This is a genomic window from Micromonospora sp. WMMD980, assembly GCF_029626035.1.
In the GTDB taxonomy this organism is placed as follows: Bacteria; Actinomycetota; Actinomycetes; order Mycobacteriales; family Micromonosporaceae; genus Micromonospora.
Window position 1 is genome coordinate 4080279 of record NZ_JARUBE010000003.1, and the last position, 24432, is coordinate 4104710.

General features: G+C 73.8%; 25 protein-coding genes and 1 pseudogene. 18 read left to right on the forward strand and 8 right to left on the reverse strand.

The window, feature by feature from the left end; all coding sequences use genetic code 11:
• Position 1: 1 nt before the first annotated feature.
• Positions 2-1234, forward strand: a complete 1233-nt coding sequence (locus tag O7618_RS19085; protein WP_278107464.1) for a serine hydrolase domain-containing protein — start codon at positions 2-4, stop codon at positions 1232-1234.
• Between the two features lie 61 nt (positions 1235-1295).
• Positions 1296-1937 carry an NAD(P)H-binding protein gene (locus O7618_RS19090; protein WP_278107465.1) on the forward strand — a complete coding sequence of 214 codons (642 nt, stop codon included), beginning with the start codon at positions 1296-1298 and terminating at the stop codon, positions 1935-1937.
• On the opposite strand, the gene O7618_RS19095 is transcribed toward O7618_RS19090, so the two are convergent.
• Together O7618_RS19095 and O7618_RS19100 are read right to left on the reverse strand one after the other, a co-directional pair.
• Positions 1938-2402, reverse strand: coding sequence for a PPOX class F420-dependent oxidoreductase (locus O7618_RS19095; protein ID WP_278107466.1), 465 nt, complete (start codon positions 2400-2402; stop codon positions 1938-1940).
• A gap of 31 nt (positions 2403-2433) precedes the next feature.
• On the reverse strand, positions 2434-3075 hold the full coding sequence (locus O7618_RS19100) for a hypothetical protein (RefSeq protein ID WP_278107467.1): 642 nt from the start codon (positions 3073-3075) through the stop codon (positions 2434-2436).
• 192 nt (positions 3076-3267) lie between these two features.
• Here O7618_RS19100 and O7618_RS19105 point away from each other — a divergent pair, with 192 nt between their 5' ends.
• Positions 3268-4044: a D-Ala-D-Ala carboxypeptidase family metallohydrolase gene (locus O7618_RS19105; protein ID WP_278107468.1), complete on the forward strand. Its 777-nt coding sequence runs from the start codon at positions 3268-3270 to the stop codon at positions 4042-4044.
• 111 nt (positions 4045-4155) lie between these two features.
• On the opposite strand, the gene O7618_RS19110 is transcribed toward O7618_RS19105, so the two are convergent.
• From O7618_RS19110 to O7618_RS19125, 4 genes are all read right to left on the reverse strand, one after another.
• Positions 4156-4677: a hypothetical protein gene (locus O7618_RS19110; protein ID WP_278107469.1), complete on the reverse strand. Its 522-nt coding sequence runs from the start codon at positions 4675-4677 to the stop codon at positions 4156-4158.
• A gap of 87 nt (positions 4678-4764) precedes the next feature.
• Positions 4765-6189 (reverse strand): DUF234 domain-containing protein, encoded by a 1425-nt coding sequence (locus tag O7618_RS19115; RefSeq protein ID WP_278107470.1) that lies wholly within the window; start codon positions 6187-6189, stop codon positions 4765-4767.
• A 70-nt stretch (positions 6190-6259) separates the two neighbouring features.
• Entirely contained in the window at positions 6260-6931 is a 672-nt protein-coding gene (locus tag O7618_RS19120; protein WP_278110069.1) for a response regulator transcription factor, read from the reverse strand.
• A gap of 5 nt (positions 6932-6936) precedes the next feature.
• Entirely contained in the window at positions 6937-8175 is a 1239-nt protein-coding gene (locus tag O7618_RS19125; protein WP_278107472.1) for a histidine kinase, read from the reverse strand.
• Positions 8176-8308: 133 nt separating this feature from the next.
• Between O7618_RS19125 and O7618_RS19130 the strand changes: the two genes are divergently transcribed.
• The 8 genes and pseudogenes from O7618_RS19130 to O7618_RS19165 all read left to right on the forward strand — a co-directional run bounded on the left by O7618_RS19130 (position 8309) and on the right by O7618_RS19165 (position 15451).
• On the forward strand, positions 8309-9208 hold the full coding sequence (locus O7618_RS19130) for an ATP-binding cassette domain-containing protein (protein WP_278107473.1): 900 nt from the start codon (positions 8309-8311) through the stop codon (positions 9206-9208).
• Positions 9205-9996, forward strand: coding sequence for an ABC transporter permease (locus O7618_RS19135; RefSeq protein ID WP_278107475.1), 792 nt, complete (start codon positions 9205-9207; stop codon positions 9994-9996). Before O7618_RS19130 ends, O7618_RS19135 begins: the two co-directional genes overlap by 4 nt.
• 2 nt (positions 9997-9998) lie before the next feature.
• Positions 9999-10703, forward strand: a complete 705-nt coding sequence (locus O7618_RS19140) for a hypothetical protein (protein WP_278107476.1) — start codon at positions 9999-10001, stop codon at positions 10701-10703.
• A gap of 66 nt (positions 10704-10769) precedes the next feature.
• On the forward strand, positions 10770-11270 hold the full coding sequence (locus O7618_RS19145) for a hypothetical protein (protein ID WP_278107478.1): 501 nt from the start codon (positions 10770-10772) through the stop codon (positions 11268-11270).
• A gap of 242 nt (positions 11271-11512) precedes the next feature.
• Positions 11513-12199, forward strand: a pseudogene (locus O7618_RS19150) (CDP-alcohol phosphatidyltransferase family protein); the annotation flags it as partial.
• A 185-nt stretch (positions 12200-12384) separates the two neighbouring features.
• Positions 12385-14127 carry a sulfatase gene (locus tag O7618_RS19155; protein WP_278107479.1) on the forward strand — a complete coding sequence of 581 codons (1743 nt, stop codon included), beginning with the start codon at positions 12385-12387 and terminating at the stop codon, positions 14125-14127.
• Between the two features lie 13 nt (positions 14128-14140).
• Positions 14141-14896 carry an FkbM family methyltransferase gene (locus O7618_RS19160; RefSeq protein WP_278110071.1) on the forward strand — a complete coding sequence of 252 codons (756 nt, stop codon included), beginning with the start codon at positions 14141-14143 and terminating at the stop codon, positions 14894-14896.
• A gap of 15 nt (positions 14897-14911) precedes the next feature.
• Entirely contained in the window at positions 14912-15451 is a 540-nt protein-coding gene (locus tag O7618_RS19165) for a DUF1697 domain-containing protein (protein WP_278107480.1), read from the forward strand.
• Between the two features lie 4 nt (positions 15452-15455).
• On the opposite strand, the gene O7618_RS19170 is transcribed toward O7618_RS19165, so the two are convergent.
• Positions 15456-16436, reverse strand: a complete 981-nt coding sequence (locus O7618_RS19170; protein ID WP_278107481.1) for an MBL fold metallo-hydrolase — start codon at positions 16434-16436, stop codon at positions 15456-15458.
• 118 nt (positions 16437-16554) lie between these two features.
• Positions 16555-17433 (reverse strand): serine hydrolase, encoded by an 879-nt coding sequence (locus tag O7618_RS19175; RefSeq protein ID WP_278107483.1) that lies wholly within the window; start codon positions 17431-17433, stop codon positions 16555-16557.
• A gap of 38 nt (positions 17434-17471) precedes the next feature.
• Between O7618_RS19175 and O7618_RS19180 the strand changes: the two genes are divergently transcribed.
• The 7 genes from O7618_RS19180 to O7618_RS19210 all read left to right on the forward strand — a co-directional run bounded on the left by O7618_RS19180 (position 17472) and on the right by O7618_RS19210 (position 24334).
• The gene (locus O7618_RS19180) at positions 17472-18449 is read left to right on the forward strand and encodes a LysR substrate-binding domain-containing protein (RefSeq protein WP_278107484.1); all 978 of its coding nucleotides are present in this window, start codon (positions 17472-17474) and stop codon (positions 18447-18449) included.
• A gap of 40 nt (positions 18450-18489) precedes the next feature.
• Positions 18490-19653, forward strand: coding sequence for an endonuclease (locus O7618_RS19185; protein ID WP_278107485.1), 1164 nt, complete (start codon positions 18490-18492; stop codon positions 19651-19653).
• 134 nt (positions 19654-19787) lie between these two features.
• A complete protein-coding gene (locus tag O7618_RS19190) occupies positions 19788-20642 on the forward strand; it encodes an aldo/keto reductase (RefSeq protein ID WP_278107486.1) in 855 nt (284 codons plus the stop codon).
• Positions 20643-20751: 109 nt separating this feature from the next.
• A complete protein-coding gene (locus tag O7618_RS19195; protein ID WP_278107487.1) occupies positions 20752-21735 on the forward strand; it encodes an aldo/keto reductase in 984 nt (327 codons plus the stop codon).
• A 147-nt stretch (positions 21736-21882) separates the two neighbouring features.
• Complete coding sequence (locus O7618_RS19200) at positions 21883-22461, forward strand: NAD(P)H-dependent oxidoreductase (RefSeq protein ID WP_278107488.1); 579 nt, start codon at positions 21883-21885, stop codon at positions 22459-22461.
• A gap of 5 nt (positions 22462-22466) precedes the next feature.
• Entirely contained in the window at positions 22467-23480 is a 1014-nt protein-coding gene (locus O7618_RS19205) for an ATP-binding cassette domain-containing protein (protein ID WP_278107489.1), read from the forward strand.
• Positions 23477-24334 (forward strand): ABC transporter permease, encoded by an 858-nt coding sequence (locus O7618_RS19210; RefSeq protein ID WP_278107490.1) that lies wholly within the window; start codon positions 23477-23479, stop codon positions 24332-24334. The genes O7618_RS19205 and O7618_RS19210 overlap by 4 nt, the downstream gene beginning before the upstream one ends.
• The last annotated feature ends 98 nt before the right edge of the window (positions 24335-24432 follow it).

A 24432-nucleotide genomic window follows, 5' to 3' on the forward strand; every position in this document is an offset into this window, starting at 1 on the left:
CGTGAGCGTCGCAGTGAGCACCGACCCCGGCCGTCTCGGCTTCGATCCCGCCCGGTTGGCGCGGATCGACGAGCACTTCGCCCGCTACGTCGACGACGGTCGGCTCGCCGGGTGGCAGGTCGTGGTGACCCGCCGGGGCGAGGTCGCCCACTCCTCGACGTACGGGCAGCGCGACCGGGAGGCCGGTACGCCGGTCGAGGCGGACACGCTCTGGCGCATCTACTCGATGACCAAGCCGATCACCTCGGTCGCCGCGATGATGCTCTGGGAGGAGGGCCGGTTCGAGCTGAACGACCCGGTCGGTCGCTGGCTGCCGGAGTTCGCCGACGTCCGGGTCTACGACCGGGGCTCGGTGCTCAAGCCGTACACCGTGCCGGCGACCGAGCCGATCCGCGTCTGGCACCTGCTCACCCACACCGCCGGCCTGACGTACGGCTTCGCCCAGGTCTCGGTGGTCGACGGCCTCTACCGGGCGGCCGGCTTCGACCTGGGCGTGCCGCCGGGCACGGACCTCGCCGCGGCCTCGACCGGCCTGGCCCGGCTGCCGCTGCTGTTCCAGCCCGGGACGAGCTGGAACTACGGCGTCTCCACCGACGTGCTGGGCCGGCTGGTCGAGGTGATCTCCGGGCAGTCGCTCGCCGTGTTCTTCACCGAGCGGATCCTGCGCCCGCTCGGGATGACCGACACCCGCTGGTGGGTGGACCCGGCGGACGCCAAGCGACTGGCCGCGCTCTACGCCCCGCACCCGGCGACCGGCCAGGCGGTCCGCGCCGACAAGATCGGCCGGAGCGCGCTGGCGGAGCCGAGCTGGCACTCCGGCGGCGGCGGGCTGGTCTCCACCGCCGCCGACTACCACCGCTTCACCCAGTTCCTGCTGCGCGGCGGCGAGCTGGACGGGGTGCGCCTGCTCGGCCCCCGCACGCTGCGCTTCATGACCCGCAACCACCTGCCCGACGGCCGGGACCTCGCCTCCTTCTCCCCCGAGGGGTTCAGCGAGACCGTGCTCGACGGGATCGGCTTCGGGCTGGGCTTCGCGGTGGTGCTGGACCCGGTTCCGTCGCGGGTGCCCAGCAGCGTGGGCGAGTACTACTGGGGCGGCATGGCCAGCACCGCGTTCTGGGTGGACCCGGTGGAGGATGTCACCGCGCTGCTCTTCACCCAGCTCATGCCGTCGAGCACCTACCCGCTGCGCAGCCAGTTGCGTCAGCTCGTCTACTCGGCGCTGGTCGACTGAGCCGTGCCGGTTCCGGCGGAACCGCAGCCGCCCGGCCGCCCCGCTGCCTAGCCTGTGAGGCATGAGCGACATCGTCGTGTTCGGCGCCGGCGGGACGGCCGGCTCCCGGATCGCCGCCGAGGCGGTCGAGCGGGGGCACCGGGTCACCGCGGCGGTCCGCCGCCCGGAGGCGGTCGGCTACCTGCCGCCCGGCGTGCGCACGGTGACCGGCGACGCGACCTCGGCGCGAAGCGTACGCGAGCTGGCCGAGGACGCGGACGTGCTGGTGGTCGCGATCGGCGGCGGCGAGCGCGACCTGTGGCGCGACGCCGCGCGGACGATCGTCGACACGCTCCGGGAGCTGCCCGACCCGCCCCGGGTGATCCACGTCGGCGGCGGCTCGACGCTGCTCACCCCGAACGGCACCCGGTTCCTGGACGAGCCGGACTTCCCGGCCGAATACCGGGACTCGGCGCGGGGGCAGGCCGACGCCCTGGAGTTCTACCGCTCCTCGGCCGACGGCGTGACCTGGACGTACGTCTCACCACCGCCGCTGGAGTTCCACCCCGGCGAGCGGACCGGGCACTACCGCACCGGCACCGACCACCCGGTCACCGACGCGCAGGGCCGGTCGGTGCTCACCTACGAGGACCTGGCGGTGGCGATCGTGGACGAGATCGAGAACCCGAGGTTCGGCAACGCGCGGTTCACCGCCGCGTACTGATCAGTCGGCCAGCCGGGCCGGGAACCCGCCGGTGGCGATCGGACCCCACGACTCGATCGTGACCCGGATCAGCGACTTGCCCTGCGCGACCATGGCGGCCCGGTACTCGTCCCAGTCCGGGTGCTCGCCGGAGATGCTGCGGAAGTAGTCGACGAGCGGCTCCAGCGCCTCGGGCAGGTCGAGCACCTCGGCCACGCCGTCGACCTGCACCCACGGACCGTTCCAGTCGTCGGAGAGCACGCACGCCGACACGCGGGGGTCACGGCGGATGTTCGTCACCTTGGCCCGCTCGGGATAGCTGGAGACGACCAGCCGGCCCTCGGCGTCGACCCCGCAGGAGACCGGGGAGGACTGCGGGCGGCCGTCGGCGCGGGTCGTCATCAGCACGACGCGGTGCCGGGGGCGGAGGAACTCGGTCAGGGCGTCCCGGTCGACCCGGGTGTTGCGCGCGATGCTGCGTGGCATCCCTCGGTTCTACCAGGCCCGGGGGCGGATCTCAGCGCGGGCGGGCGGCGGCCCGGCGCGGGGAGACCTGCTCGGGCACGCGGGGGCGCGCGGTGGGCCGCCAGGCCCGGCCGTTGGCGTAGATGACCCGGAAACCCAGGTACGCCGCCAGCGGCGCCCAGTGTGCCGAGCCCATCCGCAGCTCGGCCGCGTTGTGCCGCTGCCCGTTGGCCAGCACGTCGAGCAGCACGGTCTCGAAGGCGGCCGACTCGACCCAGTCGACGTCGCGGGTGAAGCCGCAGATCAGCGCCGCTCCGGTCACGTCGAGGAACTCGCGGAGCGTGGCGTCGGAGGCGCGCAGCACGGAGCAGCTGCCGAAGTAGAGGCGACGGCCCTCGCCGCGACCGGCCATCCGCTCGGCCACGTCGGACAGCTCGACCGAATCCCAGTCGGTGAGGCAGAGCCGGCTCGGCTCGCCGTGCATGGCGAAGAAGCCGACCCGGTGGTCGGCGTACTGCTTGAGCAGCCAGCGGTCGAGGAAGTAGAACAGCTCGTCGCGGGTGGCGGCGTCCTTGTGGATGTAGCGGATCCGGCCCAGCCGTTCGAGCAGGTCGAGCGTGGGCAGGACGGACCCGCGCTCGTTGAGGTCGCGGTGCCACTGCCCCTCGACGCAGAACACGCCGCCACGTGCCAACGCCCACCTCCCCCGCGCGAACCGGGCCCGGGAGCAGACGTTACCGCGCCCTCCGACCAGGACCGAATGTGAGAACAATTTCCGCTAATCGCCACGAAGCCCCCGGTGGGCTGTCACGGTGGGAAGGACGGGACGTACCGGTCTTTCCGCCCGTCCCGGCCTCAGATCCGCTCTCTCATCGGGAGGACTCCTGTGCGCGTCAACACCCTGAAGCGGGCGGCCGTCGCGTTCGCGCTGGCCCTGCCCGGGGCCGCCGTCGCGACCGCCGTCGCCGCGCCACCGGCCCACGCCGACGGCTGCTACACCTGGACCCGGACGCTCGCCTCGGGCAGTTCGGGCACCGACGTCCGGCAGCTCCAGATCCGGGTGGCCGGCTGGGCCGGATACGGCGGCATCGTGCGGGTCGACGGGCGGTACGGACCGGAGACGGCTGCCGCCGTACGGCGCTTCCAGGCCGCGTACGGACTGCGCGCCGACGGCGTCGCCGGCCCGCAGACGTTCGCCAAGATCTACGCCCTGCAGGACGACGACTGCACGCCGAAGCACTTCAGCTACGCCGAACTGGACAACGGCTGCGGCAAGGGCGGGTGGAGCGGGGGGCCGCTCTCGGCGTCGGCCACCCGGGAGAACGCGCTGCGCGCCATGTGGAAGCTGGAGGCGCTGCGGCGCAGCCTCGGCGACAAACCGCTCTACGTCACCAGCGGCTTCCGCAGCATCGCCTGCAACCGGCAGGTCGGCGGCGCCTCGGACAGCCAGCACCTGTACGGCGGCGCGGCCGACCTGACCTCGCGCAGCCGGACCCTCTGCGAGATCGCCCGCTCGGCCCGGGACCGGGGCTTCAGCGGCATCTACGGCCCCGGCTACCCGGACCACGGCGACCACGTGCACGTGGACTCCCGCCGGGAGAACACCAAGGACAAGTCACCGAACGCCACCGACTGGTCCGCCCCGAAGTGCGGGGTCAACTGACGGCACACGCCGGACGGCCCGACGCGGGAGTGGGGGCTCCCCGCGTCGGGCCGCCGTCCCGGCCCGGCCCGGCCGGCGCGGCCATCGCCGCGCCGGCCCGCACGCCGGGGGTCAGCTCGCCCTGGGCCAGCGCGGTCGGGCCACCGGAGCCGGTGGCGTGCTCGACCCGGTGGCGCGCGTCGGCCGGCCGACGCCGGGGCGTACCGGCGGGGCGGTGACCCGCGGGACCGGCCCGCGCGGCACCTGGCCGGGTGCGAGCCGGGCGGTCGAGCCGGGACGGACGGGCTGCGCCGAACCCGGGCGGGGAGCCGCACCCGGGCGGGCCGTCGACGGCCCGCTCAGCACGAACGGGAACGGCACGTGCACGAACGGGTTGCCGTGCCGGACCAGCGCGTCGATCTGGCGCTCGTTCAGCCCGTGTGTCTCCAGCACCCGCCGGCCCCAGCGGTGCAGCCGGCAGGGGAACGCCGCCCCGTCGTTGCGGCACTTCGGCCCCGCGGGCCACTCCTCGGCGGCATGCACCACCACCGCCCGGACAGCCAGGCGGACGTCCTCGGGGGTCAACGTCGCCGGCACCGGCACGTCGCCCAGGATCTGGTCGATGGGATCCCTCGACTGCTCACCAACTCGCACGGCAGGCCTCCCGCAGCTCGGCAGCGGTGCGGCGGACCGGCCGCACCACATCCTCGTCCACTGGTACGGCCGGACACCGGCAGGAGTTCAATCCCGCCACGCGGTGAGCAGTTCCTCCGGCCCGAGCACGGTCACACCGTCGACCGCACGCCCGCTGCGCACCACGGCGACGACCGGAGTGTGCTCGTCGGCTCCCGGCAGTTGTGCGCGGTGGTGGAGGAGCCGGCTCAGGTCGTGTGCGTCGAACGGCCCGTGCTCCAGCCACTTGACGGAGCCCACGAAGGTGATCCGCTTGGCCACCGGCCCTCGGTCGCCGCCGACGAGGTCGATCTCGGGATCGTTGGTACGGGTCCAGAAGCCGCTCACCACCGCCGTGTCGGCCGGCAGGTGCCCGGACGGCAGCCGGCGCAACGACTCTCGGACAACCGGTTCGACCGCACGCCCTCGCCAGGAGGTCCACGAGGAGTCGATCCGGGCCAGCGTCAGGTCTCCTCGACCACGCTCGATCTCCGAGAGGTAGGGCCCGAGGAAGGCGAGCCAGAAGCGCAGGTGCGGATCGGCGACGACGTAGCGGGTCTCGCGGGAGGCCCGGGTGGACAACGGAAGGGCTGCCTCGACGATCCGCTTGTCGGTGAGCAGTCGGAGCGCACGATGCAGCGACGCCTGCGGGATGCCGCCCGCGGCTCGGGCGATCGACGAGAAGGTGCGTTCCCCGGCCCCGATGGCGCGTAGCACCAGGTCCGGCTGGGACTGCGGGGGAAATTCGGCGGCGAGGGCCCGCTCGCCGCTCACGAGCAGGGCGGAAGTGGAGTCCCTGACCGCACCGGCGAGGTAATCGCGCAAACCCTCGCCAGGCGCCCAGTCGTCGACCACGAGCGGCAGACCGCCGGTGACGAGATAGGCGTCGATCGCGTCCGCAGGCGCGAGTTCGAGCATCTCACCCACGTCGGCCGGGCTGAGCGGTGGTACCACCATTTCCGTGGCGCGCTGGTGGAAGGGACGCCCGTAGTCGTTCAGCGCCTCCATCATCGCCAGATCGGACCCGACGCAGATCAACAGGACCGGCCGGCGGGACAACTCACGGTCGAAGACCTTCTGCAAGGTTCCCTCGAAGCCAGGATCAGTGGCGATCAGATAGGGCATCTCGTCGAGCACGACGACGCTCGGCCGGTCGTTGGGTAACGCGGCGGCAAGCAGGGTGAGTGCGGCGTCCCAGGTGGCCGGTGCCTGCCCCGCGAACAGTCCCGCGCCCGGGAGCGTCGAGCCCGCCACAGCCGACACGAACAGCGCCAGATCGGCGGCGGCGGTCGGCTGCGCCGAGGCGGTGAAGAACAGATGGGGCACATCCACGCGTTCGACGAACTCCTCCACGAGTCGCGACTTGCCCACCCGGCGACGCCCACGCATGAGCAGCGCCCGCCCCGGCCGCCCGGCTCGACCGCCGCGCGCCACCCGGCCGAGCATCCCGTCGAGCTGCGCCAGCTCACGAGTCCTGCCGACGAACCCATCCATGCGATCACCACGAAGCTCTCGTTAACGATAGTCTCATCCTTGATACTATCAATAATGAGAGACTTCCCGGTCAGGCCGGGTCGGCGTCCTGCACCAGCAGCGCCACCTGCACCCGGTTGTTCAGCTCCAGCTTGGTGAGCAGCCGCGACACGTACGCCTTCACGGTCGCCACGCTCATGAACAGCTCGGCGGAGATCTCCGCGTTGGTCCGCCCCCGGCCCAGCAGCAGCGCCACCTCCCGCTCCCGCTCGGACAGCCCACCCAGCAGCCGCACCGCCCGCTCCCGCCTCGGATCCGGGCCGGGCGTCGGCGCGGCGGCCGTCACGTGAGCGATCAGCTTCCGGGTCACCGCCGGGGACAGCGTCGCCTCCCCCGCCACGACCCGGCGCACCGCCGCCACGATCTCCGCCGGCGGGGTGTCCTTGAGCAGGAAGCCGCTCGCCCCGGCGCGCAACGCCCGCAGCACCTGCTCGTCGGCGTCGAAGGTGGTCAGCACCAGCACCTCGGGCGGGTCCGCCGAGGCCCGCAGCGCCTCGGTGGCGGCCAGCCCGTCCACCCGGGGCATCCGGATGTCCATCAGCACCACGTCCGGGGCGTGCGCGGCGACCGCCGCGGGCACCTCGGCGCCGTCGGTGGCCTCGCCCACCACGGTCAGGTCCGGCACCCCGCCGAGGATCATCGACAGCGCGCCCCGGACCAGCGGGTCGTCGTCGACGATCAGCACCCGCACCGGCCCACTCAGCCCGCTCACGCGGGGACCGCCCAGGGCAGCCAGGCGGTCAGCCGGAAGTCGCCGTCGGCGTTCCGCCCGTGGTCGAGGCGGCCGCCGGCGAGCGAGACGCGCTCGGCGACGCCGACCAGCCCGGTGCCGGTGCCGGGAATCGCGGTCGCCGGCCCGCTCACCGGCCACGGGTTGCTGATCTCGACCACCAGGCCGCCGCCGGGGCCGCCGGCCAGCCGGACCGTCACCACCGCGCCGGGCGCGTGCTTGCGGGCGTTGGTGAGCCCCTCCTGCACGATCCGGTAGGCGCTGCGCCCGATCGCCACCGGCACCTCGGCCGGCTCGGTCACCTCGTCGACCACGCTGACGCGTACCCCGGCCTGCCGGCTCTCGGCGACCAGCGCCGGCACGTCGCCGAGCGTCGGCTGCGGCCGTTCCGGGGTGGCCTCGGAGCCCCCCTCGGCCCGCAGCACGCCGATCACCTCGCGCAGGTCCTGCAACGCGGCGTGCGCGCTGGCCCGGATCACCCCGGCCGCCCGGGCGACCTCGTCGGCCGGCGCGTCCGGGCGGAACTCCAGCGCCCCGGCGTGCAGGCTGAGCAGCGAGATCCGGTGGGCGAGCACGTCGTGCATCTCGCGCGCGATCCGGCCGCGTTCGAGGTGCCGGGCCTGGTCCAGCCGGAGCTGCTGCTCGGCCTCGGCCCGCTCGGCGCGGTCGCGCAGCGACAGCACGAGCTGGCGGCGGGCCCGGACGAACAGCGCCCACGCCACCACGATGCCGAGGAAGAGCACGGTCCAGGCCGTGGCGGCCCAGAGCGGCATGGCCGGGTCGGGGCGAAGCGCGATGAAGGGCAGCGAGGTGACCACGTTCCAGGCGACAAGCGTCAGCCCCACCCGCAGCGGCCGGTGCACCAGCACGGTGAACAGCACGATCAGCAGCGCCGCCCCGGCGGTGACCGAGAAGAACGTCAGCGGCGCGGTGGCCACGGCCAGCCCGACCGGCCAGCGGCGGCGCAGCCAGAGCGCCCCGGTCGCCAGCAGTCCGACGATCAGGTCGACACCGATCAGCCAGTCCGGCCCGATGTTGAGCGCGAACTCCGGGTCCCGGCTGACCGCGTCGTCGTGCGCGACCGCCACCCAGAGCAACGCGATCAGGAACAGCAGGCCGTCGACGAGCCAGTCCCGCGGGGTACGGCGGGGCGCCCGGGCGGGCACCAGGGAGCCCGGCAGGAGCCAGGGGTGGTCGGGTGGGACAACGCTGCTCACCTGCCCAATGCTAGGGAGCCGTCCGGACCGGCTACCAGCTACCAAAGTCGACGTCTGCGGTGAACCGAGGTCGGTGCCGGCGGCGACCGCCGGCCGCAGCGGATCACCGGATGGCCCCGGCAGGCTTCTCGGCATGATCGAAGTCGACCATCTGACGAAGCGGTACGGCCCGCACTCCGCCGTCGAAGATGTCACCTTCCGCTGCGAACCGGGCACGGTGACCGGATTCCTCGGCCCGAACGGCGCCGGCAAGTCCACCACGATGCGCATGATCTGCGGGATGACGCCGCCCAGCTCCGGCGGGGCCACGGTGGCCGGCCGGCCCTACCGGCAGCTACCCAACCCGGGGCGGGAGATCGGCGTCCTGCTCGACGCCTCGGCCCAGCACGCCGGCCGCACCGGCCGGGAGACGCTCACCCTGGCCGCCCGCACCATGGGCGTGGACCGGGCACAGGTGGCCGCGAAGCTGGACCTGGTCGGGTTGAACGACACCGCCGCGCGGCGACGGGTCGGCGCGTACTCGCTCGGCATGCGGCAGCGGCTCGGCCTGGCGCTGGCGCTGCTGGGCGACCCCCGGGTGCTGATCCTGGACGAGCCGGCCAACGGCCTCGACCCGGAGGGCATCTACTGGATGCGCGGCCTGCTGCGCGACTACGCCGACCGGGGCGGCACGGTGCTGCTCTCCTCGCACCTGCTGCGCGAGGTGGAGGCGGTGGCCGACCGGCTGGTGGTGATCGGCGGCGGCCGGGTGGTCGCCCAGGGCGGCAAGGACGAGCTGCTGGCCGGCGCCGGCACCCTGGTCCGCGCCCGGGACCAGCACGCCCTGCGCCGCACCCTGGACCGCGCCGCGCTCCCGGCCACCGCCGGCACCGACGGCGGCTTCGTCGTCCGGGCCGAGCCGGTGGCCGTCGGCCAGGCCGCGGCCGACGCCGGGCTGGTCCTCACCGAGCTGCGGCCGGCCGGCACCGGCGGCCTGGAGCAGCTCTTCCTCACCCTCACCGCCGGCGCGTCGACCAAGGAGGCCGTCCGATGACCACCGCCACCGCTGGAGTTCCCACCGCCACGCCGACGCGGCACCAGCCGGTCGCCGGCCCGTCGCTGGGCCGACTGACCGGCGTGGAGCTGCGCAAACTCGTCGACACCCGGGCCGGACGCTGGCTGTTGATCAGCATCGGGCTGATCGCGGTCGCCATCGTGGTGGTCCAGCTCTTCGTCACCGACGGTCCGGAGCAGACGTTCACCGCGTTCTTCACGCCGTCGCTGCTGCCGGTGGGGCTGCTGCTGCCGGTGCTGGGCATCCTCTCCATCACCGGCGAGTGGTCCCAGCGGACGGCGTTGACCACGTTCGCGCTGGTGCCCCGCCGGGAGCGGGTGATCGTCGCCAAGCTCGCCGCGGTGGTGCTGGCCGCGCTCGCCTCGGTGCTGGTGACCCTGCTCGTCGCCGCCGCCGGCACGCTCGCCGCCAAGGCCACCGGCGGGGCCGGCGCCTGGACGTTCGACTGGCGGCTGCTGCCGTACGCGGCGGTGTTCCAGGTGGCGAACGTGCTGATGGGCGCCGGGTTCGGCCTGCTGCTGCTGAACACGCCGCTGGCGATCGTCACGTACCTGCTGCTGCCGACCGTGTGGAGCGTGCTGTCGGCGATGATCAAGGCGCTGCGCGAGCCGGCCGGCTGGCTGGACACCTCGCGCACCATGGAGCCGCTGCTCAGCCCGGACGTGACGGCCGGGCAGTGGGGTCGGCTCGGCGTCTCGCTCGCCGTCTGGATGGTCCTGCCGCTGGTCGCCGGCCTGGTCCGCACGATGCGGCGGGAGGTGTCCTGACCGTGTCGGTGCGGGAACCCGGCGACGTCGTGGTCGACGGCGGGGTCGGCGAGCTGGTGGTGATGTGGGCCGGGTTCCCGCTGCTCGGGGCGGGACTGGGCGCCGGGGTGACCGCCCTGTCGGGGTGGATCGCCGGGCTGTCCCGGTTCCCGTTCCAGGACGTGTTCGGGCTGCTCGACAGGTGGCCGGCCGAGCGGTCCTACCCGCTCGGCGCGGGGGTGGTGGCGCTGGCCGGCGTGGCGCTGGCCGTGGTGGGCACGCGGGAGCGGCTACGGGTCACGGTCGGGCGCCGGTCGGTGCGGCTGCACCGGGACGGGCACGGCCGGGACCTCGCGCGGGCCGAGGTGACAGGCGTGTTCACCGACGGCAAGGCGCTGGTGCTGTTGGACGGAGCCGGCGGCGAGCTGGCCCGGGAGCGGTCCGACCTGGGCGCCGAGCGACTGCGGGAGGCGTTCACCGGGCAGGGCTGGCCGTGGGTCGACCGGGATCCGCACCGGGACGCGTACCGGCGGTGGGTGCCCGGGCTCCCCGGGCTGCCGGCCGGCGCGGACGCGCTGCTGCGGGCCCGGGAGCGGGCGCTGCGGGACCGCCACGACGCCGAGGTCAGGGAGCTGCACGGGGAGCTGGCCCGGCTCGGCGTCGTGGTGCGCGACGAGCGGAAGCGGCAGTACTGGCGGCTGGTGGACCGGGACGGCGCGCCCGGCTAGTCGCGGGCCGGCACGATCGGCGGGGGCCGTCCTACACTCGGGGCCCCCGCCCGATGGGAGTTCCCGTTGCGTCCTCGGCTCGCGCCCCCGGCCCTGGTCCTGGCCCTGCTGCTCGCCGGCTGCGGCGGCGGCGAGACCGAACAGGTAGCCCTCCCGCCGCCGGCGAGTCCCACGCCGAGCACTGTGGTGCCGCTGACGGCCAAGGAGGCGAAGGGGCGCTACCTGGCGGTGGTGGCGGCGTACGACATCGCCCGCGACGAGTTGGCGGAGGCCGAGAAGGCGGGCCGACCTTGGCGGTCGGTGCGGGAGCGGGCCGCGGCGGTCGCCACCGCCAACGAGGCGTGCGCCGGTGAGCTGCGCGCGCTGCGCTGGCCGACGGCCGTGCAGGCGCCGATGGCGGCGCTGCTCGCCGAGCACGAGGTGGCGCTGCGGCACTGGAAGCTCGCGACCACCGCCGGCGACGCCGCCGACCTGCGCCGGGAGATCCGGGCCGCCGCCGCGCACGACGGCGTCCGGCAGGCGGCCAGGGTACGCGCCGCGCTGGGCCTGCCTCGTCGCGCCGCCTGACCGGACAACGGCCCGGCCCGTGCCCGGGCCGACGCCGTCGGGCCGCTCGCCGGTCAGCCGGGCCACCTCTCGCCAGGGCCGTCAGTCGCTCCTCCACGCTCGCCCCGGGACGAGCGGCGCATCCGACGCGGGGCTCCGACGCGAAGGACAGTCGTGATCGTGAGTTTTCGGCATCAGAGCGAACCGTTCGGGCATGTTCTGCGTACAGACCGGTGGGTCGTGGCGCGCAATTCGGAGGCACAGTGACAGCGGTTCGGACTGATCCATTCGCGGGGGCGATCCTCCAGGTGGGGGTGTTGGCAGGTCTCGCCGGCACGGTCGGCCTGGGTCCGGCCGGCTGGCTGGCCGGCCTCGTCCACGGGGTGGTGACGCTCGCCGTGCTCGGTCACGGGCTGCGCCGCTCGGGCGCGGACCGGCTCGGTCCGGCCGACTGGGTGACGCTGGGCCGGGCGACGCTGGCCGGTGGCGTGACCGCGCTGGTGGCGGACTCGTTCACCCGCCCGGTCGCGGTGCCGGTGCTGGTCGTGCTCACCGCGGTCGCGCTCTCCCTCGACTGGATCGACGGGCAGGTGGCGCGGCGCACCGGCACGGTCAGCGCGCTCGGGGCCCGGTTCGACATGGAGGTCGACTCCTTCCTCGTCCTGGTGCTCTGCGTCCACGTCAGCGGCCAGCTCGGCCCGTGGGTGCTGGTCATCGGCGCGATGCGGTACGCCTTCGTGGTGGCCGGCTGGGTGCTGCCCTGGCTGAACGGCTCGTTGCCGCCGCGCTACTGGCGCAAGACGGTCGCCGCGATCCAGGGCATCGCGCTGGCCGTGGTGGCGGCGGACGTGCTGCCCCTCGTGCCGGCCGGCGCGCTGCTGGCCGGCGCGCTCGCGCTGCTGCTCGAGTCGTTCGGCCGCGACGTGCTCTGGCTGTGGCGGCACCGCGCCGACGTCACCCGCCCGCAGGCCGTCCGTCCGCCGGTCACCCGCCCGCGGGCGGTCCGTACGCCGGTCGCCGCCCCGGAGGTGGCCGCGCGGCCCGGGACGCCCCGCCCGGTGGCGACGCGCCGGGGCGGCTGGGAGCCCGCCGCCCCGGTGCTGGTCGGCCGGGCCGAGGTCGGCGGTCGGCGCCCGTGACCGACGACGACCGGACTCCGCCCCCGACCGACCCGCGGGCGCGCACGACCGGCGGCACCGCCTCCGAGCCGGGCGTGCCGCGGGACGTCGGCTCCGGGAACGCGGCCACCGCGGCCCCGGGCGTCGGTGCCGGCGGGCGTCGCCGGGTCCTGCCGGTGCTCGCCACCGTGCTGGCCGGAGTGCTCGTGCTGGGTGCCCTGGTCGCGCCGACCGACGTCGCCGACCTCACTCCCGCCGCGTTCCTGCGGATCCCGGTGGAGGGGCTGGTCGCGGTCGCCCTGCTGCTCGTGCTGCCGCCGAGGCCGCGCCGGATCGTGGCCGTGGCGCTCGGCGCGTTGCTCGGTCTGGTCCTCGTCCTCAAGCTCGCCGACCTGGGCTTCTCGACCGTCCTGGACCGACCGTTCGACCTCGTCGCCGACTGGGCGTTCCTCGGCGCCGGCGCGGAGTTCCTGGCCGAGTCGTACGGGCGGCCCGCCCAGGTGGGAGCCGTGGCGGTGGCCGTGGTCGCGGTCGTCGCCGTACCCGTGCTGGTGACGTTGTCGATGCGTCGGCTGGCCCGGTTGCTGGGCGAGCACCGGCTCGTCGGCGCGCGTACCGCCGCGGCGTTCGCCGCCGCCTGGGTGGTCTGCGCCGTGCTCGGCGCGCACATCGTGCCCGGGCTGCCGGTCGCCGCCGACACCGTCGCGGCCGGCGTCTGGGATCGCACCCGGCAGGTCAACGCCGGCCTGCACGACCAGGAGCGGCTGACCGACCAGCTCGCCGGCGACCCGTTCCACGACGCCCCCGGCGACCAGTTGTTGACCGGGCTGCGCGGCAAGGATGTCCTGGTCGCCTTCGTGGAGAGCTACGGCCGGGTGGCGGTGGAGGACCCGGAGCTGGCCCCGGAGGTGGACGCCGCGCTCGACGAGGGGACCCGCCAGCTCGCCGCGGCCGGCTACGGCAGCCGCAGCGCGTTCCTCACCTCGTCCACCACCGGCGGGGGCAGTTGGTTGGCGCACGCCACGCTGATGAGCGGCATCCGGGCGGACAACCAGTTGCGCTACACCAACCTGGTGCGCAGTGACCGGCTGACCCTCAACGGCGCGTTCAAGCGCGCCGGGTGGCGCACCTCGCTGGTCATGCCGGCACTCACCCGGGCCTGGCCGGAGGCCGACTTCTTCGCCCCCGACCGGGTCTACGGCGCCGAGGACCTCGGCTACCGGGGGCCGACGTTCAGCTTCTCCTCCCCGCCGGACCAGTTCACCCTGGAGGCGTTCCAGCGCGCGGAGCGCGGGCCCGGGCACGCGCCGGTGATGGCCGAGATCCCGCTGCTGTCCAGCCACATCCCGTGGTCCCCGGTGCCGAAGCTGGTCGACTGGGACGACCTCGGCGACGGGTCGGTCTTCACCGGCACCAACCACGCGGACCGCGCCGACGAGGGCACTCGCGGGGCCTACCGCAACTCCGTCGTCTACTCGCTGCGCACCCTGGTCTCCTACGTCCAGCGGTACGGCGACGAGAACCTCGTGCTGGTCTTCCTCGGCGACCACCAGCCGGCCCGGGCGATCACCGGTGCGGGGGCCGGCCGGGACGTGCCGATCACCGTCGTGGCCAAGGACCCGGCCGTGCTCGGCCAGATCGCCGGCTGGGGCTGGCAGGACGGCCTCAACCCCGCCCCGGACGCCCCCGTCTGGCCGATGGAGTCGTTCCGCGACCGGTTCCTGCGGGCCTTCGGTCCGCAGTCCAGGACTCACAGTTAGGAACGTCGTGACGATGCTCGCACGGGCCTGGGGGATCACCCGGTCCCTGGCCATCTACCACGGTCAGCCGGCCAAGCACCGACGCGCCCGGGAGCTGTACGGCCGGTTCCTCTCCCCCGGCGACCTCGGCTTCGACATCGGCGCGCACGTCGGCGGCCGGGTCCGCACCTGGCGGCGGTTGGGCGCGCGGGTGGTGGCGGTCGAGCCGCAGCCGGACTGCCTGCGGGTGCTGCGCCTGGCCTTCGGCCGCGACGACGGCGTGACGATCGAGCCCACCGCGGTCGGCGCCCGGGCCGGTCGGGCCCGGCTGGAGCTGTCGTCGGCGACGCCCACGGTGTCCACCATGTCGTCGACCTGGATCGACTCGGTCACCGCCGACCCGAGCTTCGCCGGGGTGCGGTGGGACCGGTCGGTCGAGGTGCCGGTGGTGACGCTCGACGACCTGGTCGCCCGGCACGGCGAGCCGGCGTTCTGCAAGGTCGACGTCGAGGGCTTCGAGGTCGACGTGCTCGCCGGGCTGAGCCGGCCGGTGCGCGGGCTCTCCTTCGAATACCTCCCACCCGCGCACGACGCGGCGCTCGCCGCGCTCAACCTGGTGGAGCGGCTGGGGGCGGAAGCGGGCGGATACCGCTACAACTACTCGCCGGTGGAGACGATGCGGTTCGCCTCGGCCGAGTGGCTCGACGCGGCGGGGCTGGTGCGGCTGCTGGAGACGTACCGACCGGCCGGCCGCTCCGGCGACGTCTACGCCCGGCTGGCGTCCGCCTGACCTAGGCTGGCGACCATGACCCGCTACGCCGCCCTGCTGCGGGGCGTCAACGTCGGCACCACCCGACTGGCGATGGCGGACCTGCGCCGCGTCGTCACCGGCCTCGGGCACGACGACGTCAAGACCTACCTGCAGAGCGGCAACGTGGTCTTCAGCAGCCCGCCCACCCGCGACGAGGTGCTGGCCGAGGGCATCGCGAAGCGGCTCGCCGACGAGCTGGGCCTGCGCGTGCCGGTCCTGGTCCGGGACGCGGGCGAGCTGGCCGCGGTGGCCGACGCCAGCCCGTACGCCGGGCGCCAGGACGACCCGACGCGGGTGCTGGTGGCGTTCCTGTCCGCCGCGCCCACGGCGGCGCGGGTCCGCGCGCTGGCCGTGCCGTCCGGCGAGGAGATGGAGTACGCGGTGGCCGGCCGGGAGCTGCACCTGCACTACCCGGCCGGCAACTACGGGCGGACGAAGTTCACCACCGCGTACCTGGAGAAGACGTTGGGCGTGGTGGTGACGGTGCGCAACTGGAAGTCGGTGCTGGCGTTGCGCGACCTGACCGCCGGTTGACAGGTCAGAACCGGTACGCGGTGTGGTAGTCGGGCACCAGCACCCGGCTGCGCGGTGACACCCGGCGCACCTCGGCGATCAGGGCGTCCAGGCGGGCGCGGTCCGTGGCGGCGACCGTCGGCGGGTTGACCAGCGGGGTTTCGAAGTTGTCCCAGTGCACCGGCACCACGACCTTCGGGTGCCCCAGCGCGGCCATCAGCCGGGGCACGTAGTCGGCGACGGCTGTGGTGGCGGCGGAGGCGATCATCGCCACGTCCGGCGCGAGCCCGGTCAGCTTGCGCTCGTCGAGGTCGCTGGCGCCCATGAAGAACACCGACGGCCCGCCGTCCACCCGGACCTGGTAGGCGAGCGTGTCCCCCTCGGGCAGGTCGGAGATCCGCTCCGGGCGCGGCGGCGGGCTGACCCGGACGCCGGGGAAGGCCATCGACCAGCCGGCGTTGCGGCTGTGCAGTGAGCCGACCACCTCGACCGTGTAGCCGTCGAAGTCGAGCACCTCCCCGCCCTTGACCGGGGCGAGCTGACCGGCCGGCAGCCCGTACGCCAGACCCAGGTGGTAGGCGGTGAGCGTGCCGAGAACCCGGGCGCCGGTCCGGGCGGCGATGTGCGGCACGTCGTTGTAGTGGTCCCAGTGGGTGTGGGTGACCAGGATGTTCTCGGCCCGGTCGGCGAGCCGGTCGACCACGTCGGTGGCCACGGTCAGCGGGGTGTCCGGGCGGAACCCGCCGGTGAACAGGCCGGTGTCGTAGCGGCTCAGGTACGGGTCGACGAGCACGGTCCGGTCGCCGATGTCGATCCGCCAGCCGGCCGTACCCCACCAGCGGAAGCTCACCGCGCCGGGTTTCCGGCCGGCCGGGGCGGCAGTGGTGGTGGCGGCCCGGGCCGGGGCGCCGGCGACGAGCCCGGCGGTGGTGACGGCGGCGGCGCCGACGGCGGTGTCGCGCAGGAGGCGGCGGCGGGTGTGGCCGGTCGGTCGGTTCTCGGACATGGGTCGTCCTCCCCGTTCGGGTTCGTGGGATCGGTCGACCCACTCCACCACCGGACCGTCGGCCGTGTCCAAGATCGAAAGCCGGCAGGTTCGATATCCGAACCGATATCACCGCAGGTCAGCGCAGGGATTCGACGGCCGTCCGGGCGGCCTCCCCGATCGCCAGGTCCACGTCGATCCGACGGGTGTCGAGGCGGTCGGTGCGCGCCAGGACCGCGACGGCGTACCGGTCGCCGCCGGGATACTCCGCGACCCCGGCCTCCAGGTGCAGGCCGGGCAGGGTGCCGGTCTTGCCGGCGACCCGGACGCCGGGCGGGAAGCCGGCCGCGAGCCGGGTCCAGAAGAGCTGCCGGGCCATCAGCTCCCGGACCGTCGCGCAGGCCGCCGCCGGACCGGCCTCGTCCCGCCAGATCAGGCACAGCAGCCGGGTCAGCTCCCGGGCGGTGCTGGCGGACGTGTGCTCCGGGTCGAAGACCCGCATGGCCCGGACCCGCTCCGGCGGCAGGGTGGGGAAGATCCGCGCGAAGTCCGCCTCGGTCCGCGCGCCGACGTCGGCGAGCATCGTCTCGACCAGGTGCCGGGGGCCGCCGACGATCCGGGTACGCGGTAGCCCCAGCTCCGCGGCGAGCATCGACGGCACGTCCGGGCCGACCCGGCGCAGCAGCAGGTCGGCAACCGTGTTGTCGCTGACCGACATGGCGAGGTAGGCGAGGTCGCGCAGCGACATCTCGACGTCGTCGGCGCAGCCGGCCACCCCCCAGCCGCCGAGCCGGTCGGCGCTGCCGACCAGCACCCGCTCGGTCGGGTCGAGCTGACCGGCGGCGACCTGCCGGGCGAACTCCAGCACCAGCAGGATCTTGAAGACGGACGCGATGACGATCCGCTCGTCGGCCCCCAGCGCCACCTGGCGCGCCGGATCGTCCACGTCGGCCACGTGCAGGCAACCGGTCAGCCCGGCCCGCCCGAAGATCTCCGCCACCCGCTGCGCCGCGTCCACGCCGACACGGTAGTCAGCGCGCGGGTTAGGGTGCGCGGGTGGACCTGCTGCGACACCTGCGGCACTTCGTGGTGGTCGCCCGGGAGCTGCACTTCGGTCGCGCCGCCGAGACGCTGGGCATGGCGCAACCCCCGCTGAGCCAGTCGATCCGGCGGCTGGAACAGGAGTTGGGCACGACCCTGTTCGACCGGTCGCAGCGGCGGGTCCGCCTCACCACGGCCGGTCAACTGCTGCTGGGCGAGGCCGACGACCTGCTCACCGGGGAACGCCGGCTGCGCCTCCTCGCCGACCGGATGGGCCGGGGCGCGCTCGGCGCGCTGCGCGCCGGCGTACCCCCGGAGACGCCGGCCGTGACGCTGCGTGCGTTGCTCGACGGCCTGGCCGCGCGTGCGCCCGGGCTCGACCTGGATCTGCACGAGCTGACCAGCGCCGAGCAGCGGCGAATGTTGGCGGAGGGTCGGCTGGACGTCGGCCTGCTGCACCACCCGGTCGAGGAGGCCGGGCTGCGGTTCGGCGAGCCGGTGGACGTGACGGTCGGCGCGTTGCTGCCCCGGTTCTCGCCGCTGGCCCGGGGCCGCGAGGTCGCGCTGGCCGACCTGGCCGGCCTGGATCTGGTCACCGCGCCGCCGGCCACCGCGCCCGGCTGGCACGCGCACCTGCTGACCGTGTGCCGGCGGCACGGCTTCATCCCGCGCCGGGTCCGTCCGGCGGGTAACCCGGAGTTCCTGCTCGGCCTGCTCCTCGCCGGCGGCGCGGTGGCCGTCGAGCCGGCGACGCTGGCCCGTCGGGAGCCACGCCTCGCCTGGCGGCCGCTCGCCGGCGCGCCGCTGGTCCGGCGGATCTCCGCGGCCTGGCCGAGCCGGACGGCGCACCCGGCGGCGCCGATGTTCGGCCGGCTCGCCGCCGAGGTGCTGGCCGCGCCGGAGGTGCCGACCGGACCGGCGCCCCGCACGCCGCCGGAGCGCCCCTGGCCGGTGCTGTTCGAGGCCGGCCGGGGCGAAACGTTGCCGCGATGATCTCCCGGAGTTCACCGGACACCGGCTAGCATCGTCGTTCATGAATATCAGGAGCATCACCCGCTCGCGACCCGGGCGGCTGATCGCGGCGGTCGTGCTGACCGTCACCGTCGCCACCCCGCCGGCGGTGACGAACGCGGCGTCGGCGGCGGCCACCCTGACCGTGTCGCAGGCGCTCGCCGCGCAGGACGGCCGCACCGCCACGGTCAGCGGCTGGGTCGTCGGCCAGCCCACCGCCACGAACACGGTGATCACGTCCGGCTACACCGCGGACACCGCTATCGCGATCGCCGACCAGGCCGGCGAGACCAGCACCGGCCGGATGCTGTACGTGCAGGTCACCGCCGCCTGGCGGAGCACCTTCGGGCTGCTGACCAATCCGTCCCTGCGCGGGCGGCAGGTCACCGCCACCGGCACCCTGACCGCCTACTTCAGCCACGGCGGCCTGAAGAACCCGAGCGCGATGAGCCTGGGCGGCGGCGCCACGCCGAGCCCGACCCCGACCGGCACCGCCTCGCCCGGCGCCTACTACGCGGCCGCCGCCGGCAAGACCGGGCCCGCGCTGCGCACCGCCCTGCACACCATCATTAAGGTGCAGACCACGCTCACCTACGACCAGGTGTGGGAGGCGCTCAAGGACACCGACCAGGACCCGGCGAACCCGGTCAACGTGATCCTGCTCTACAGCGGCCGCTCGCAGCACAAGACCGCCAACGGCGGCGGCGCCGACGACTGGAACCGGGAACACGTCTGGGCCAAGTCGCACGGCGACTTCGGCACCGCCACCGGCCCCGGCACCGACGTGCACCACCTGCGACCGGAGGACGTGTCGGTCAACTCGGCCCGTGGCAACAAGGACTTCGACACCGGCGGCAGCGCGGTCGCCCAGGCGCCCGGCTGCTACACCGACGCCGACTCGTTCGAGCCGCGCGACGCGGTGAAGGGCGACGTCGCCCGGATGATCCTCTACATGGCGATCCGGTACGAGGGCGACGACGGCTGGCCGGACCTGGAGCCGAACGACTCGGTGGCCAACGGCGGCGCGCCCCGCCTCGGGCGGCTCACGAAGCTGCTGGCCTGGCACGAGCAGGACCCGCCGGACGCCTTCGAGCAGCGCCGCAACCAGCGCATCTACGAGCGCTGGCAGGGCAACCGCAATCCGTTCGTCGACCACCCGGAGTGGGCGCGGGCGATCTGGGGCTGACGCTTGTCCCAGATCACCCACCGGCGGCGTGAGGACGCCCGCGCAGCGGGTAGGAACACCGGGTGGCACGGCCCGGACGCCGGCTCGTGGAAGCGCTTCCGGGCACCCCCGAACGATCGGAGACGAGGCACGACATGGCCGACAACAGCGTTCCGGACATCTCGCTCAACGACGGCAACTCCATCCCACAGCTCGGCTTCGGGGTGTTCCAGATCGAGCCGAAGGACACCGCGAAGGCGGTCGGCACGGCGCTGGAGATCGGCTACCGGCACATCGACACCGCCCAGATGTACGGCAACGAGGCCGAGGTGGGTCAGGCCGTCCGCGCCTCCGGGCTGGACCGGGGCGACATCTTCGTCACCAGCAAGCTGAACAACGGTTTCCACCGCCCGGACGACGCCCGTAAGGCGTTCGAGCAGTCGTTGCGGGAGATGAAGTTCGACTACCTCGACCTGTTCCTGATCCACTGGCCGCTGCCCACGCTCTACGACGGCGACTTCGTCTCCACCTGGAAGGTGCTGGAGGAGCTTCGACGCGACGGGAGGGTGAAGTCGGTCGGCGTGTCCAACTTCCAGGTCGCCCACCTGGAGCGACTGGCCGCCGAGGCGGACGTGGTGCCGGCGGTCAACCAGATCGAGGCGCACCCCTACTTCGGCAACGAGGAGGTGCGGTCGTACGACCTGTCGCACAACATCCTCACCGAGGCGTGGTCCCCGATCGCCCAGGGCAAGGTGCTCGACGACCCGACCGTGGTGGACGTCGCCGAGCAGGTCGGGCGCACCCCGGCCCAGGTGGTGCTGCGCTGGCACGTGCAGCGCGGCGACATCGTCTTCCCGAAGTCGACCACCCCGAAGCGGATCGAGGAGAACTTCGGCATCTTCGACTTCACGCTCGACGACGCCGCGATGGACCGGCTCACCGCGCTGGACAAGGGCGAGGATGGCCGGCAGGGCCCCAACCCGGACACGTTCGACTACGTGCCGAACTGACCCACTACGCGCCGCAGGGGCCCCGGACGACCGGGGCCCCTTCCGTCGGTTGACTTCGCGCGCGCTCGAAGGGGCAGGGTGACCGGAACGCTCCGACGGGAGGAATTCCATGCGCTACCGCACCATCGGCACCGACCCGGCCACCCGCCGCGAGGTCAGCGTGCTCAGCCTCGGCGCGATGCTCTTCGGCACCGCCACCGACGAAGCCACCTCGTACGCGATCCTCGACCGCTACGTCTCCGCCGGCGGCACGTTCGTCGACACCTCCGACAACTACGCCTTCTGGCAGAACGGCGGGCAGGGCGGAGAGAGCGAGGAACTGCTCGGCCGCTGGCGGCGCAGTCGCGGCATCGGCGACGAGATCGTGTTCGCCACCAAGCTGGGCGCCCGCCCGCTCGCCCCCGGCACCAGCTACCTGGACAACCCGGAGGGCCTGTCCGCGAAGGTGATCCGCGAGGCTGCCGAGCGCAGCCGGGAACGACTCGGGGTCGACCGGATCGACCTGCTCTACGCACACATCGAGGACCGGACCGTCCCGCTGCGGGAGACCGTCGAGGGCTTCGCCGAGCTGGTCGCCGAGGGCACGGTCGGGCTGCTGGGCGCGAGCAACCACCGCGCCTGGCGGGTGGAGCGGGCCCGGGGGATCGCCGCGGCGGCCGGGTTGCCCGGGTACGAGGTGCTGCAGTACCACCGCAGCTACCTGCCGCCACGGGTGGACCTGCCGAGCGCGCTGGACCCGGACGGCGACGTCGGCTGGGTCGGCCCCGACCTGGCCAGCTACCTCCGGGCCGAGCAGCAGCTCACCCTGGTCGCGTACTCACCGCTGCTCAAGGGCGCGTACGCGAAGCCGGAACGGCTCGACGAGGCGTACGCCCTGCCCGGCACCCCGGCCCGGCTGGCGGCGCTGGAGGCGGTGGCCGCCGAGACCGGCGCGACGGTCAACCAGGTGGTGCTGGCCTGGCTGATGGGCGGCGACGTGCCGGCGATCCCGCTGGTCGGCTTCTCCTCGGTGGCGCAGTTGGACGAGGCGCTGGGCGCGGTGGGCCTGGAGCTGACCGCCGAGCAGCGGGCTCGGCTGGACGCCGCGCACTGACCGGCCAGCGTCGGTGCTCCACCGGATGATGCGTACCTCGGTCATGCCGCCGATCGGACCAGGAACCCTTGACAGAAGGCCCGCCAGAAGAGATCTGGCGGGCCTTCTGGCGCCTGCGGGGTGAGGCCGGCAGCGAGGGAGGGTGGCATGACGCCGTTACGGCTCGCCGTGATCATCGGCAGCACCCGGGAGGGGCGGGTCGGCGACCGGATCGGTCGCTGGTTCGCCACTCAGGCCCGCGGCCGGGCCGGGCTGGTCGTGCACGAACTGGACCTGGCCGGGTACGCCTTCCCGGCCGCGCTGCCCGCCGAGCCCACGCCGGCGATGCGGGACTTCGTCCGGCAGGTCGCGGAGGCGGAGGCGTTCGTCGTGGTCACCCCGGAGTACAACCACAGCTTCCCGGCCTCGTTGAAACAGGCGATCGACTTCGCGTACGACGAGTGGCAGGCCAAGCCGGTCGGCTTCGTCTCGTACGGCTGCCGGTCGGTCGGCCTGCACGCGGTCGACCAGCTCCGGACGGTCTTCACCGCGCTGCACGCGACGACCGTGCGGGACACCGTCGGCGTCGACCTGCTCGACGGCGAGCCCACCGGGCACGGCGAGGAGCGGCTCCGGCATGACGTCCGGGTGCTCCTCGACGAGTTGTGCTGGTGGGGTCTGGCGTTGCGCGAGGGTCGCGCGGCACGCCCGTACGCCTGCGGAGAACCATCCACGTCAGAGAGGTAATGATCATGAGTAACCGGAACACCGGCCTGGCCGTCGAGGCCGACGGCCTGGTCAGGTCGTTCGGCTCGACCCGGGCGCTCGACGGCCTGGACCTGCGGGTTCCCGCCGGCACCGTGTACGGGATGCTCGGGCCCAACGGCGCCGGCAAGACCACCGCCGTCCGGGTGCTGGCAACGCTGCTGCGGCCCGACGCCGGCACCGCCCGGGTCTTCGGCCACGACGTCGTCACCGAGGCCGACGCGGTCCGCGCCCGGATGAGCCTGACCGGCCAGTACGCCTCGCTGGACGAGGACCTGACTGGGGCGGAGAACCTGGTTCTGCTGGGCCGGCTGCTCGGGCTGGGCCGCCCGGCGACGCGGGAGCGGGCCGAGGCGTTGCTCGCCGCGTTCGGGCTGACCGAGGCGGCCGGCCGGCAGGTGAAGAAGTACTCCGGCGGGATGCGGCGGCGCATCGACATCGCGGCGAGCATCCTGAACACGCCGGACCTGCTGTTCCTGGACGAGCCCACCACCGGGCTCGACCCGCGCAGCCGCAACCAGGTGTGGGAGATCGTCCGGGCGGTGGTGGCGCACGGCACCACCGTGCTGCTGACCACGCAGTACCTCGACGAGGCCGACCAGTTGGCCGGGCGGATCGCGGTGGTCGACCACGGCCGGGTGATCGCGGAGGGCACCCCGGGCGAGTTGAAGTCGTCGGTCGGCTCCGGCACCGTCCACGTGCGACTGCGTGACGCCGGGCAGCGGTCCCGGGCCGAGCAGGTGCTGCGGACCGCGCTGAGCGTGCCGGTGCAGCTCGCGGCGGACCCGGTGGCGCTGACCGCCCGGGTCGGCGAGGACGGCACCGACCTGGAGGCCGGCGAGCAGGCGGCACGCGCGCTGGGCGAGCTGGCCCGCGCCGGCATCGTGGTGGACGACTTCTCCCTCGGCCAGCCCAGCCTGGACGAGGTGTTCCTGGCCCTGACCGACCATCCGGCCGTCGCGACCGACGAGCGGGACGACGAACTGGAGGCGGCGCGATGAGCGACACCGCGACCACCACGACCGGGCGGGCGCCGTCGGTCTATGTACCGTCCACCGAGGCGCTGGCCACCGTGCTCGCGCCCGGGGAGCGGCCGGCCCGGCCGAGCGCGCTGTCGGCGTCGCTGACGTTCGGCTGGCGGGCCGTGCTGAAGATCAAGCACGTGCCGGAGCAGTTGTTCGACGTGACCGCGTTCCCGATCATCATGGTGCTGATGTTCACCTACCTGTTCGGCGGCGCGCTCGCCGACAGTCCGCGGGCCTACCTGCAGTTCTTCCTGCCCGGCATCATGGTGACCAGCGTCGTGATGATCACCATGTACACCGGGGTCGGGTTGAACAACGACATCGAGAAGGGCGTCTTCGACCGGATCCGTACCCTGCCGGTGTGGCGACCGGCGGCGCTCGTCGGCATGATCTTCGGTGACGTGCTGCGCTACGTCCTGGCCGCGGTGGTCATCCTGGCCGTGGGGCTGGTGCTCGGTTTCCGGCCCGACGGCGGGTTGCTCGGGGTGCTGGCCGGGATCGGCCTGCTGGTGGTCTTCTCGTTCGCGTTCTCCTGGGTGTGGACGTTCTTCGGCCTGGTGCTGCGCAGCGAGAAGTCGGTGATGGGCGTCAGCATGATGGTGCTGTTCCCGCTGACGTTCCTGAGCAACGTGTTCGTCGAGCCGGCCACCATGCCCGGCTGGTTGCAGGCGTTCGTCAAGGTCAACCCGGTCACCCACCTGGTCGCCTCGGTCCGGGCCGCGATGGCCGGCTCCACGGACGCCACCAACACGATGTGGCTGCTGCTGTGGAGCGCCGGCTTCGTGGTGGTGTTCGGAACCCTGACCATGCGCCGCTACAACCGTCGCTGACCCTTTGATCCACACCAGCTCGCGAGGTGGCGGGGTTCGCGCAACCTGGACCCCACCACCCCGGCCACCGTCTCGGGAGCCGGAGAGATCTTGGAAGG